The sequence below is a fragment of the Psychrobacter communis genome (assembly GCF_014836505.1).
GTDB lineage: Bacteria > Pseudomonadota > Gammaproteobacteria > Pseudomonadales > Moraxellaceae > Psychrobacter > Psychrobacter faecalis.
The window spans coordinates 16,183-29,995 of record NZ_JACSQR010000011.1 but is presented as its reverse complement, the minus strand read 5'-3'; the positions used below and the strand labels follow the sequence as shown (position 1 = coordinate 29,995).

Below are 13,813 nucleotides of genomic sequence, written 5' to 3'. Positions count from 1 at the left end.
CTTTTAATCCTGCTCTAACATTTGCTTATAAATCGCTGCATCGCTGGCTGAAAAACAGCAAAAAATGACTTCACGAATTGAAAGCTCAGACGTTTCGCCTAAACTATTCTGTAGATAATCTTGCACCGTACTCACAGCAATTTGTGCTGCTTTTTCGATTGGGTAGCCATACACGCCGGTACTGATAGATGGAAAAGCAATGCTGCTTAGATTATTTTCAACTGCCAAGTCCAGTGAGTTTTGATAACAGCTGATGAGTAGCTCTGGCTCGTGACGATTGCCACCATGCCAAACAGGACCGACCGTATGAATCACATACTGGCAAGGTAGCTTAAACGCTGGACTGATTTTTGCCTCGCCAGTCTGGCAACCATTCAAGGTACGACAATACGCCAATAACTCACGTCCAGCTGCCCGATGTATTGCACCATCGACACCGCCGCCACCAAGTAAGCTTGAATTGGCCGCATTGACAATCGCATCAACATTTAAGATGGTGATATCAGCTTGTAATACTGATAAAGTAAAAGCGTGCTTATTATTTTCATTAGCAGCAGAAATTTGCTTTTGAGCAATAGGTTTTTTTTGTTGATTAGATGTTTGACTAGGAGACCTTTGATTATCAAACATGGCAGTACTCTTTTTATATTGAACTTAATATACTTTAGCGTTTTTAGCGTCACTCGACTATATCGCTTACGTTATCAATAATCTTTAATATACTATCTCTCAAAAAAGGCGCAAAAAAATAGGCTACCGATTTGATAGCCTATTTGCAAAGTCATTGTATTTATATCATTTAAGCATCACGTTTCTTTTCTAAAAACAGCATATCAATCACAATCAGCGCCACACCAATACAAATACCAATATCGGCAATATTAAAGATTGGATAATGCCAAACGTCGGCGTAATGCACGTGAATAAAATCAATCACGTGACCATGGAGCAAGCGGTCAATCAGGTTGCCAAGAGCGCCACCAAGTACCAGAGCCAAGCCAAGCGATAACAGCTTGGCTTTACGCGGTGCTTTGACCAGATAGCCGATTAAAAACAGTGACATTACGAGAGCTAATCCCGCAAAAAACCATTTTTGCCAACCTGCTTGGTCTGCTAAAAAACTAAACGCCGCGCCATAGTTATAAGCAAGCGTCCAATTTAAAAACGGCTCAATCACGGGCACAGGCTCAAGGAAATTGAGATTGGTTTCAGCCAACCATTTCGTCCACTGGTCAATGATAAGCACAGCAAGCGCCAGCAAATACCATATAAAGGCGCGACTGCCATTAGCGACCATTTTTGGCGTCTTCTTCAGACGACCTTTAGGCGTGGTTGAACTACCCGTAGTCGCATGAGCAGGCGTAGGCGAGTTATCGACCTCAACCTGCGGCTGCTTATTTTCAGGTGAGTCAGGCGTTAGGTTAGGCATAATGGCGCACCTCGCCGTCGCCTGCGACGTTGGTCACGCAGCGCGCGCATAGTTCAGGATGCGCCGCGTCTGTACCGATGTCATCACGGATGTGCCAGCAGCGTACGCATTTGGTGCCCGTCGCAGCGCTGACGTTAACCACTAAATCACCCGATGCGTCTTCATTTTCATTGTTATCGGCTTTTGCGTTGGCTTTGTTGGCTTTATCAGCAGGCGCGGCGCTCATTGGTTTTAACGTTGCGCTACTAGTAATCAGGACAAAACGTAGCTCTTCGCCAAGCTTGGCTAAGCTGTCATACATCGCACCGTCAGCATATAAATCTACGCCAGCCGAGAGGTTGGCATTGATGATTTTTTCACCGCGTGCGGTTTCGATATATTTATTGACCATATCTTTTGCTTGCATGATACGTTGCCAGTCGTCGCTACTGATGGCGCTAAGCTCAAATGCTGGGAACTCATACCATGCTTCGGTAAATACATAGCCTGCGTCAGTGCCGTTTTTACCTTGCAATACTTCCCACGCTTCTTGCGCAGTGAATGACAAGATTGGCGTAATCCAGCGAATCAAGGCATGAGCGATATGATAAATCGCCGTTTGCGCAGAGCGACGCGGCTGTCCATCAGTTTGGGTAGTGTACTGACGGTCTTTGATAATATCGAGATAAAAGCTACCCAAGTCTTGCGAGCAAAACGCGGTGATATGCTGGGTGACTTGGTGAAAGTCCATCGCATCATAAGCGCTGATGATTTGCGCTTGTACCGTTTGCGCACGCTCAATGATAAATTTATCAAGGCTGACCAGCTCATTGATATCAACGCTGTTGGTCGCAGGATTAAAGTCGTCGGTATTGGCCAGCAAGAAGCGTAAGGTATTACGGATACGGCGATACATGTCGATGGCGCCTTTAAACACCGTTTTACCCGCGCTCATCTCATAACGATAGTCGCTCGAGGCAATCCACAAACGCAGCATATCGGCGCCGGTTTTATTGATCTCGTCTTGCGGCGTGATGATGTTGCCAAGTGACTTACTCATCTTGCGACCGTTTTCATCGACGACAAAACCATGGGTCAATACTTGTTTAAATGGTGGACGCTGGTACATCGCCTCAGACGTGAGTAATGAGGTCTGGAACCAACCGCGATGCTGATCCGAACCTTCGAGATACATATCGGCAGGATTGGTCAGCTCATCGCGCTGCTCGAGGACGGCAAAATGCGTCGTTCCTGAGTCAAACCAAACGTCTAGCGTATCGGTTGCTTTATCATAGTCAGCCGCTTCCGCCCCTAAAAAGTCTTCACAGCTGGCATCAAACCAAGCTTCAACGCCGCCTGCAGCGATTTTTTGCGCAGCGACTTCCATCAGCTCAAGCGTCTTTGGATGCAACTCGCCGGTTTCTTTATGAGTGAAAAAGGTAATCGGCACGCCCCACGTACGCTGACGTGAGATACACCAATCTGGACGACCGGTCATCATCGCTTCAATGCGGTTTTGACCCCAAGCTGGCGTCCAATTAACAGAAGGAATATCAGCAAGCGCACGCTCACGTAAGCCTTTGGTTTCCATACTGATAAACCACTGCGGCGTGGCACGGAAGATAATCGGCGACTTATGACGCCAGCAATGCGGATAGCTGTGCTCAATCTTGGTATGGTTGATTAAATGGCCGTTATCATGCAGTGCTGCGATGATTTTTGGATTGGCTTTATAAATATGCTCGCCGGCAAATACCGCTGCGCTGTCTAGATAAACGCCCGTGCCACTAACTGGGTTTTCAACCGGCAAGTTATATTTCAGGCCAACGATATAATCGTCAAGACCATGCCCCGGTGCGGTATGGACGAGGCCAGTACCGCTATCCGTGGTTACGTGTTCACCTAGGATAAGCGGCACTTGACGATCCGCAATCAATGGATGCTGGGCGCGCAGGCCTTCAAGCTCACGTCCTGAAACGGTAGCTAAGATGCCATCGTTAGTCAGTTTAAACTCGCTTAATGCGCTTTCAACCAAGTCAGTGGCTAATAAGAAGTTACCTTTGGCAGTCGCGACCACGCTGTAGTCATGCTCAGGGTGTACTGAGATGGCTTGGTTTGCTGGTAACGTCCAAGGGGTCGTCGTCCAGATAATCGCGGCGATATTACCTTCAATGCCGCTTAATGCTGCAACCTTGTCGGTATCAAGCACATCAAAGCTCACATAAATAGCGTCTGAGACTTTATCTTGGTATTCCACTTCAGCTTCTGCTAGCGCAGAGCTACAATCCAAGCACCAGTTGACTGGCTTCATGCCGCGGGTGACGTGGCCGTTGTCATAAATTTTAGCAAGCGCGCGTACGATATTAGCTTCTTGATGGAAGTTCATTGTCAAATAAGGATTGTCCCAATCACCAAACACGCCCAGACGTTTAAAGTCTGCCTTTTGTAGCTCAATCTGGGTACTTGCATACTCGCGGCATAGACCACGGAATTCAGTTGCCGAGACTTTTTGACCGACTTTACCAACTTTGGCTTCGACCTTTTGCTCGATAGGCAGACCGTGACAATCCCAACCCGGCACATAAGGCGCATCAAAGCCTGACAAGGTTTTTGACTTGACGATAATGTCTTTGAGTACTTTATTGACCGCGTGACCTAAGTGAATCTGGCCATTGGCGTATGGAGGGCCGTCGTGCAAAATATATTTGGTCGCGCCCGCCCGCGCCTGACGAATTTTGCCGTACACGTCGTCTGCTTCCCAAGCCGCCAGCCAGTCTGGCTCACGTTTAGCAAGGTTGGCACGCATCGCAAAGGGCGTATCAGCAAGGTTTAGGGTGTCTTTGTAATCGTGGCTTGGGGTGTCGTTACTTTTATCAGTCATAGAAGGCGTCTTATCAATGGTGGTTAGAAATAGCGTTTAAATTTAGGCGTAAGATTAAAGATATATGGGGTCAAATCTTTGATAATCGATGCTAGTCTTTTATTTATTACTTGGAAAAAATTTGCTTAAGAAATATGGCACAAAATAAGTTGCTTATCACTTGATTGTAAATGGACACGTCCATCATAAATACTAATCAGACGATTGCAACAAAAAATATTTTTAGCAGAGTACTTAGAAAAGGGAATAGGAGTACGGCAGCTATTATATGACAAAATGGGTAGGGTAAAAAGAGCTGGCCGGTATCGTCCTATTTTTAGCCAAAAGCAATGATTGATTAGCAGTAATGCGCCATCTATTAAAGCATAGGTCTAGACCCTTTAATTGACCATTTATTAGATTTTATACCAGTGACCAAGGGTTAAAAAACTTCTGATAACCATAAACGCAATTTGAGTGACCAAAGCGGCTGAATACCGGTCAAGCCTTGCGTCATCTCGCCATTTTTCAAAACCACATAAGACGGCGTTACTTGGCCTTGCCAATCAGCAAATATTTCACCTTCTTGGTCATTAATAGTGGTAAAGCGGTAATTGTGCTCGGCAAGGTAGCTATGCAACTCTTGGTCAGAACCGGATTTAATCGCAATCGTTACCACAGGATAATTATTCGCCGCCGCAAGCTTATCTATCGTCGGCGAGGTCACCCGACAAACCGGACACCACGTTCCCCAAAAGTATACCAACGTTGGCTTATCCCGACTCATGGCTGCCAAATCAACGCTTTGACCTTGATAGTCGGTCAATTGCAATTGCGGATTGGCTGGCATGACCGGTTGGCGCCACCAGTTAATTGCCATATAAATGACCGCAAATGCTAAGCCGTATATAAGAAAGCTTTTAGCAACCGACAATAGCTTTTGCTTGGGCGTTTTTTTTGGCGTCTCAGGGGTATTTGCAATATTAAGATTAGAATCAGAGGTCATAATGGCTGCTTTTTTCGCCTTTAAATGTTAGTAGATAAAAATAAACGGCTGAATGGTCAGCCGTATTATTATAATTTTTAGATTGTTATGCTTAATGCTTGTCTTTTAATATGACCGCTTAAGGTTTTTTCGCGCGGTCTTGCAATGGGTCACCGATAAGCACGCTACCAGAGTTTTCACGGCGCTCAGCATCTGATAATTTACTCGCTGGCACTTTGGCTTTTCTTTTCCACTTCAAGCTAAACAAATCATCGCGGCGGTCAAGTAAATTATGTACCGAGCCTTCATTACGAACGTGAATAAGCTTATCTAAGTTCACGTCAGAGAAAAACACCATTTCGGTATTGGCGGTGGTTTCTGCCATAATCGCATCATGCGGGAACGCAAAGTCTGATGGCGAGAAAATAGACGACTGTGCATATTGAATATCCAAGCTCTCAACTTGCGGCAAGTTACCGACCGAACCGCAAATCATCACATAACATTCGTTTTCAATCGCTCGCGCTTGCGCACAGTGGCGTACGCGCAGGTAGCCGTTTTGGGTATCTGTCCAAAATGGGACAAACAAAATATCCATGTCATCAAGTGCCATCAAACGCGCAAGCTCTGGGAACTCAATATCATAGCAAACCAAGATACCGATACGACCAGCATCGGTGTCAAATACTTTGACCTCATCGCCACCTTCAATCACCCACGCGCTACGCTCATGCGGAGTAATGTGGATTTTGCGCTGCTCTTCGACCGTACCGTCACGGCGGCACAAATAACTGACGTTATATAAAGTATCATCATCGTCCAAAAACGGCATAGAGCCGGTAATGACGTTGACGTTATAACTGACTGCTAGATGCGAAATCTCGTTTTTAAACCATTCGGTATAACCGGCCAAAAAGCGAATCGCAACGTTTTGATCGGTCGATTCACACAGTCCCATTAAGGGCGCGTTAAAGAATTCTGGCAAACAAGCAAAGTCAGAGTTGTAGTCGGCCATGATGTCGACGAAGAACTCAACTTGTTGCAGCAGCTCTTCAGGTGACTCCACCTCACGCATTTGCCATTGAATACCGCCGATACGCACCTCAGATTTACGGGTATTTGGCTTATAATCTTGCGGCTCATAATAAATATTCGCCCATTCAAGTAGCGTGGCAAAGCCTTTTGACTGCGCATCATCTGGCAAATACGCGGTCAAAATACGTTTCACAATAAAGCCATTTGATAACTGGAACGACAGCGCTGGGTCATGAATCTCACGCGCTTCTACAGCCTCAATATATTCGCCAGGGGTCAAATCTTGATGATTATGATAATTGGGAATACGACCACCAGCTAAAATAGCGCGGAAGTTTAACTGACGGCACAGCTCTTTACGCGCATCATAAAGCCTACGCCCCAAACGATACCCACGATACTCAGGGTCGATTAATGCATCAAGCCCATAAATCGCGTCGCCATCTGGATTGTCTCTAATAATTTCTTTATGACCAATTAAATCATCATAAGTATGCGGGTTAGAGAACTTGTTATAATCGACGCGCATAGAGAGCACGATGCCAATCAGCTCATCGTGGTCAAATAGCGCAATCTGCCCTTCGGGAAAGGCATCAATCAAAGCATGAATGGTGTTTTTTGACCATGCACCGCCCAAGTTGACATAAACGCGATCCATCAAGGCTTTAAGCTGCGGGTAGTCTTTTTTCTTAATTTCAGCAATCGTTAGGTGAAAGTCGTCTAGTTTTTCAAATTTGCTCATAATGTTCCTGTCTGTCGTCTCTGTAAATCGGTCTTAATAAATCGTTATTAATGTTTTTTTGCTAAAAATCTTGCTAGAAAGGGCAGCTATAAATAAGGTTTTTATAAAAAATTGGCTATTAAAAGTCGTAAGAAAAGCACGTAAAAGGCGTTTTCGCATAGATGCAATTGCTAAAAGTAAACGCCAGCGCCCAGATTTTTCTACGACTTTTTAGACCATAATGTCGAGAAAAGCATATCAATAGGCTTATTTAAACGTTACAATCATTTATCTTTGCATTTACAATGAGTTATACGCACACATTATAAATCCTGCCTTTGTCATTATTTGTTTTAATGAGGCGATTTAGCAAGTTTACAAGGGTGGATTTTGCCACCGTCTTTTGTCTTTATTTTAAATACTTTCTGCAGGTAACTTAATTTTTAGCCCTTTATGGCACAAATGACGCTTATTATCACGCTTCTCTTTGCGCTGGTTAGGATAGCAACTCCCATAAACAATCACAGACAAGCGGCGTAATTATTTGCTAGGTTTTTGTTGCCCGATTTTATTACTAGGTCTTATCACCATATTTTATTGCTCAGTTTTCGTGAAGCACCATCTTTACTATCCGTAATATTTTTATTTTTTACACGTCATTTTAGATGGCGTATTTTTTCGGTTGCCTTCAATGGTGACCTTTTAGGATTTTTATTATGCCCCTAACTCATGCTAATGCCTTTAGCAAATTAGATGAAATAGCAGATACTGCAATGATACAGTTAGTGTATGTCAGCAGCTTGACGCTTGCTTCACGGTTAAATGCAGCAATATTTGATGAGGTAGAAGCTCATGCGCGTGATTATAACGAGCAGCACGGCATTACAGGCACGTTATGTTATGGCAATGGGCATTTTTTGCAATGTATGGAAGGTGAAAAAGCCAAAGTCGCGGCGTTGACGCAGCGCATTTTTGCCGATAAGCGCCATAAAGACGTGCAAGTGCTCGTATTACAAGTGATTACGCAGCGTAATTTTTCAGACTGGCGCATGCGTTTGCTGTTTTTGGAGCGTTGGCTTTGGTCGCCTGCCACCAAAAAACAAGCAGCGCAATTGTCACCGTATCTACCCTTTGCGCCGCACGGTTGGTCAGCTGAGCGCACCGAGCAGTTTTTGCAAATTATCAAAACCTTTGATACCCCGCCACATATCAAAGCAGCCGGCATTACCTATAACGCGCTTGGTAATATGGTGCGCCACATTGCAGCCCCGCATCAAGCTTTTTTAGTGGTGCAAGGGTTTTTAAGTGTGCTATTAATCGTTGGTTTGGTGCTGTTGTATTTATAAACCACGTTATTGCGCTAAACGATAATATAAAAATGACGCTAAAATTTGATATTTAGCGTCATTTTTTATGTCATCAAACTTATCGTGATAATAATAAATTGAAGCAATTACATATCAAAAATCTTACCACGGTTCATAATATTATTGGGGTCAAATACTTTTTTGACTGCGCGTAAGTACTCAATCTCAGTCTCGCTACGGCTATAATTCAGATACGGCTTTTTGGTCATACCGACGCCATGTTCTGCAGAGACCGAACCGCCATATTTTTGCACCGTTTCAAACACGTATTTATTGACTATTTGACATTCGCTAAAGAAATCATCCTTGCTCATATTTTCAGGCTTTAAGATATTCAGATGCAAGTTACCATCACCGATATGACCGAACCAACAGACCTCAAAGTCAGGGTAGTTGCTACTGACGATATGATCAATCTCGGCGATAAATTCAGGCACATAGCTGATAAGTACCGAGACGTCATTCTTATAAGGGGTAAATACTGAGATGGTTTCAGAGATATACTCGCGCAGCTTCCACAGCTCTTCAGCTTGCGCCAGACTCTGACTCATCACCCCATCGACGACCCAACCTTGCTCCATGCACTCCTCAAAGATAGCCATGGCTTTGTCCATGATAGGCTCATACGGCGCTTCAAATTCTAATAGCGTATAAAACTTGGTACGCGACTCAAATGGCTCTTGTACTTGACCGTGCGCCATCAGCTTATCAATGGCCACATCGTCAAAGAACTCAAACGCCGTCAAATCAATTTTCGCTTGAAAGGCAGATAGCACATTCATGACATCATTAAAGTTGTCCATGCCTAAGACCATGACGTTTAAGTCTTGTGGCTGACGCTCAAGCTTGATTTGTGCATGAGTGACTAGACCAAGCGTACCTTCGCTACCGATAAATAATTGGCGTAAATCATAACCGGTGGCGTTTTTTACCATACCGCGGTTCAATTGCAAGATATCACCTTTACCAGTAACCACAGTCAGCCCCATAATCCATTGACGGGTCATGCCATAGCGAATCACTTTAATACCACCAGCATTGGTGCCAATATTGCCACCTATTTGACTGGAACCTGCTGAAGCAAAGTCGACGGGATAGTATAAATCTTTTGATTCGGCAAACTGTTGCAGCTGCTCAGTGACCACGCCGGCTTCAATCTCAACCATACGGTCAGCAGGATAAAACTGTCCAATATGATTCATCTTATCCATACTGACGACAATCTCACCATTGGCGGCTACCGCTCCAGCAGACAGACCGGTACGACCGCCACTTGGGGTTAAAACCACGTTGTGCTCATTGGCAAGGAGGACAATCGCTTGTACTTGCTCGGTGGTCTTTGGAAAGACTATAGCGGCAGCAGCAGGCGCGAAATGTTTGGTCCAGTCTTTGCCCCAGTGCTCTAAGCTCTCGCTATCGGTTTTGATTTGGCTGGGGTCAAACTGATGGACATCAAGCAAGCTGCTTAAGATGCTTTGGACAGCAGCAGTATGGCTGGTAGTGGTTTGAGAATCATTTTGAGCGGTAGTATTGCTTTGGCTAGCTAAAGAAGTCATGGTCAAATCTCGGTAGAAACGCAAGCGCTATGCATAAAAGGGATTATTATATCGCTAAATGGATATAACCCAGCGGTGCTAACTGTGTTTATATAAATAAGTAGGTTTAGATAAGTATAAGCGAGCGCGTAGCGCAATGATAGATGGAGATGCTGTCATACGCCTATCTGTCTCGCCTAAATCATTAAAAAACAGTTTAATAAGGTTTGGTTATAAGTTTTATATACCATGATTCACTATAGCATAAAAAGTTTTCAGGCTTGATAAGCAATAATTCATCTAATCTGCTAACATCGCTGCCAAATTTTGTGTAAGATATCCAGACTGTTTTCGTTTCATCCATCAGACTTATCCCACTGATGATTTTTATAAGACAATTATAGGACAGTTCTCACATGGCGTTATCACTACAAAAAGACAAGATCCGGTTTTTATTGCTTGAAGGTCTACATGACAATGCGTTAAAAGTATTGGAAGGGGCTGGTTACCATAACATCGAGAATATCAGTCACGCCCTAGATCAAGATGAGCTGATCGAAAAGATTAAAGATGCTCACTTTATCGGTATTCGCTCGCGCACGCAGCTGACGCGTGAAGTGCTTGAGCACGCCCACAAGCTGATCGGTATTGGCTGTTTTTGTATCGGTACCAACCAAGTCGACTTGGACGCCGCTCGTGATTTGGGTATCCCTGTCTTTAACGCGCCATATTCGAACACCCGCTCGGTGGCTGAGCTGGTACTTGCCGAAGCCATCATGCTATATCGCGGTATCCCTGAAAAAAATGCCACCGTCCATCGCGGTGGTTGGGGCAAATCTGCGACCAACTCCCATGAAGTGCGTGGCAAGACTATCGGTATCGTTGGTTACGGCTCTATCGGCTCGCAATTGTCGGTATTGGCTGAAAGCTTTGGCATGAAAGTCATCTATCATGATGTCGTGACCAAATTGCCACTGGGTAACGCCGTCCAAGTTGGTAGCTTAGAAGAGCTATTATCAACCGCTGATATCGTCACCTTGCATGTGCCTGATGTACCAAGCACGCGCTATATGATGGGCGCGGCGCAGTTTGCCCATATGAAAGACGGCAGCTACTTTATCAATGCCGCTCGTGGTACTTGTGTTGAGATTGATGATTTGGCAGCAGCCCTTGAGTCAGGTAAAATCTTGGGCGCAGCGATTGATGTGTTCCCGAAAGAGCCAAAATCAGCAGATGAAGAGTTTGAGTCACCACTGCGTAAATTTGACAACGTCATCTTGACGCCGCATATCGGTGGTTCAACCCAAGAAGCGCAAGCAAATATCGGTCTTGAAGTTGCCGATAAGTTTGTTCGTTACTCTGACCAAGGTGATACCGCAACAGCCGTAAACTTCCCAGAAGTTTCTGTACCGTTTAAAGAAGGCACGCATCGTCTGCTGCATATCCACAAAAACGTCCCAGGCGTATTGTCACAGATTAACCGCCTGTTCGCCGAAGCGCATATCAATATTTTAGCGCAAAGCCTCATGACCGAAGGTGACGTTGGCTATCTAGTGATGGACGTAGATTACAACGATTCACGCGCCGCTCTAGATCAGCTAAAGGATGTTGAAGAAACCATTCGCGTACGTATCTTATTTTAATAGATTATTCATAACGCTTAAGACTGACGGTATAAAGATACGTTTAACGTCTTAAAGTAAGTTCAATGAAATAGCAGATGACCTTGGTGGTTGTCTGCTATTTTTTTATGTTGGGTATCGTTATAAGTAGTAGAGATTTGGTTTGCTTTGCTTTGCTTGATTTTGCTGCGTTAGCGACCTTCAACCACGATAGTCCTACAAAAGTCCTAATGAGTGAGCAAGTTCAAGCCAGTTAATATTAAATGAGAAAAACCACTGAACCATTTAAGACAAGACCATGCAAAATAAAATGTCGACAACAAACTTTAAAACAATGATGCGACAATTCAACAATGGCTTAAATTATGACTACCACATTTTATACGATTGGACATTCGACCCGTAGCCTTGATGAGCTGACTGAGATGCTTCAAGCAGCCGATATCGAACTGCTCATCGATGTGCGCAGCTTTCCGCGTTCTCGTACCAACCCTGTTTTTAATATCGATACTTTCCCGCAAGCGCTTAGTCAAGTTGGCATCAGTTATCAGCACTGTGCCGACCTTGGCGGGCGACGTCCGAAACAAAAGCAAGTCGATGAACAGATTAATGATCTATGGCGCGTGCAAGCTTTTCATAACTATGCGGATTATGCGTTAAGTGATACTTTTCAAGCCGCCCTCGATCAACTCATTCAACTCGGGAAAAAACAGCGTCTTACCCTTATGTGTTCTGAAGCAGTATGGTGGCGTTGCCATCGGCGTATCATTACCGATTATTTACTGCTTAGAGGCTATAGGGTAGAGCATATTATGGGCGTTGGCCGCTTAGATCCTGCTAAGCCAACACCTGGGGCTGAGCTAAATAGTCAAGACCAAGTAATTTATCCAGCGGTATAAAAAAACGGTCAAAAAAAGAGACGCTGTTGGCCTCTTTTTTTACAACTCTTTTTTTACAACTCTTATTTAACAAGCCTTATTTAATAAACCTTAACGCCGTTAAGCTTTGGCTTTATTGGCGGCTTCCGCTTGACGGCGAGCTTCAATCTTAGCCGCTTTACGCTTCTCAATCACGTCAATCACATCGCTACCGATATGCGCCTCACCACGTTTTTTAGCCAGCTGCATTTGGTGCTCGCGCTCACGAAAACGCGCTTTTTGTTCTACGGTTGCTTTATCGATACAGTGCGGGCACGACTCGCCTTTAACATAGGCAGCGCTTTGCATATCATCTTGAGTAATTGGCATACGACAAGCAAAGCATTGCTCGTAATTGCCTTTCTCTAAATTGTGATTGACCGAGACACGGTTGTCAAAGACGAAGCAATCGCCTTGCCACATGGACTCGCTGGCTGGAATTTCTTCTAAATATTTTAAGATACCGCCTTCTAAATGATACACCTCTTCAAAGCCTTGCTCGCGCATAAAGGCTGTCGATTTCTCACAGCGGATGCCGCCGGTACAGAACATAGCGACTTTTTTATGTTTCGCAGGATCTAGCTCTTTTGCCACATACTCTGGAAACTCACGGAAAGTTTCAGTATTTGGATTGACCGCGTTTTGAAAAGTACCGATTTGTACTTCGTAATCGTTACGGGTATCAATCAAAATAACGTCAGGGTCTGAGATAAGCGCATTCCATTCGCTTGGCTTTACGTAGCGACCAACCGATTGTAATGGGTCGATATTCTCCACGCCCATAGTGACGATTTCTTTTTTTAGCTTCACTTTAGTGCGATAAAAAGGCTGGGCATCGGTATACGACTCTTTAAAAGTAAAGCTGCCGATGGCTTCGATACTGCGCAAATAATCTAAGACGTTATCAATACCTTGGCGGTTACCAGAAATCGTGCCGTTAATACCTTCGCTGGCGATTAATAACGTGCCTTTGACGTCATTCTCTAGCATGGTGTTTAAGATTGGTTCACGATATTGCTCAAAATCGGCAAAGCGGGTGAACTTATAAAGGGCGGCAACCACGATATTGTTGATGACGCTATCGTATTCGGTGGCGTGGGTTGACGCTTGTACGTCAGTCGTTTGTGAGGTACTCATGTGTTTCTCCTGCTGGCTAGGTCGCAAACCTAGTGCATTGGTTTAAGTATGTAGATTAGCTATAACACTAGCGCAATTGTGGAATTGGCTAATGCGGGCGTAGTTTAACAAATTTTAAAAAGGTTTTGGAGGTTTTATCCTCCTATAATTTCATCGAAATATGACAGATCATAAAAATGGCAAATAAAAAAGCCCAGTATGATACTGAGCTTTTTTATATTTACTG

The 13,813-nt window shown here is 44.4% G+C and carries 10 protein-coding genes; 3 read left to right on the top strand and 7 right to left on the bottom strand.

From position 1 onward, the window contains the following. Positions 1–3: 3 nt before the first annotated feature. The 5 genes from H9653_RS05725 to H9653_RS05705 all read right to left on the bottom strand — a co-directional run bounded on the left by H9653_RS05725 (position 4) and on the right by H9653_RS05705 (position 7,030). A complete protein-coding gene (locus H9653_RS05725; RefSeq protein WP_191691112.1) occupies positions 4–630 on the bottom strand; it encodes an O-acetyl-ADP-ribose deacetylase in 627 nt (208 codons plus the stop codon). A gap of 169 nt (positions 631–799) precedes the next feature. Beyond that, a complete protein-coding gene (gene lspA / locus H9653_RS05720; protein ID WP_191691110.1) occupies positions 800–1,429 on the bottom strand; it encodes a signal peptidase II in 630 nt (209 codons plus the stop codon). After that, positions 1,422–4,289 carry an isoleucine--tRNA ligase gene (gene ileS / locus H9653_RS05715; RefSeq protein WP_191691108.1) on the bottom strand — a complete coding sequence of 956 codons (2,868 nt, stop codon included), beginning with the start codon at positions 4,287–4,289 and terminating at the stop codon, positions 1,422–1,424. The genes lspA and ileS overlap by 8 nt, the downstream gene beginning before the upstream one ends. Positions 4,290–4,710: 421 nt before the next feature. Further along, positions 4,711–5,274, bottom strand: coding sequence for a protein disulfide oxidoreductase (locus H9653_RS05710; protein ID WP_191691106.1), 564 nt, complete (start codon positions 5,272–5,274; stop codon positions 4,711–4,713). A 118-nt stretch (positions 5,275–5,392) separates the two neighbouring features. Further along, the gene (locus tag H9653_RS05705) at positions 5,393–7,030 is read right to left on the bottom strand and encodes a carbon-nitrogen hydrolase family protein (protein ID WP_191691104.1); all 1,638 of its coding nucleotides are present in this window, start codon (positions 7,028–7,030) and stop codon (positions 5,393–5,395) included. A 695-nt stretch (positions 7,031–7,725) separates the two neighbouring features. Here H9653_RS05705 and H9653_RS05700 point away from each other — a divergent pair. Further along, on the top strand, positions 7,726–8,355 hold the full coding sequence (locus tag H9653_RS05700) for a BLUF domain-containing protein (protein ID WP_191691102.1): 630 nt from the start codon (positions 7,726–7,728) through the stop codon (positions 8,353–8,355). 107 nt (positions 8,356–8,462) lie between these two features. Here the strand turns inward: H9653_RS05700 and H9653_RS05695 are convergent, their stop codons facing one another. After that, positions 8,463–9,932, bottom strand: a complete 1,470-nt coding sequence (locus tag H9653_RS05695) for an FAD-binding oxidoreductase (protein ID WP_191691100.1) — start codon at positions 9,930–9,932, stop codon at positions 8,463–8,465. Between the two features lie 395 nt (positions 9,933–10,327). Here H9653_RS05695 and serA point away from each other — a divergent pair, with 395 nt between their 5' ends. Continuing rightward, the gene (gene serA / locus H9653_RS05690; RefSeq protein WP_191691098.1) at positions 10,328–11,554 is read left to right on the top strand and encodes a phosphoglycerate dehydrogenase; all 1,227 of its coding nucleotides are present in this window, start codon (positions 10,328–10,330) and stop codon (positions 11,552–11,554) included. Between the two features lie 344 nt (positions 11,555–11,898). Next, positions 11,899–12,432, top strand: coding sequence for a DUF488 domain-containing protein (locus H9653_RS05685; protein ID WP_191691096.1), 534 nt, complete (start codon positions 11,899–11,901; stop codon positions 12,430–12,432). Between the two features lie 99 nt (positions 12,433–12,531). Here the strand turns inward: H9653_RS05685 and trhO are convergent, their stop codons facing one another. Continuing rightward, the gene (trhO, locus tag H9653_RS05680) at positions 12,532–13,587 is read right to left on the bottom strand and encodes an oxygen-dependent tRNA uridine(34) hydroxylase TrhO (protein ID WP_191691094.1); all 1,056 of its coding nucleotides are present in this window, start codon (positions 13,585–13,587) and stop codon (positions 12,532–12,534) included. Positions 13,588–13,813: the final 226 nt, after the last annotated feature.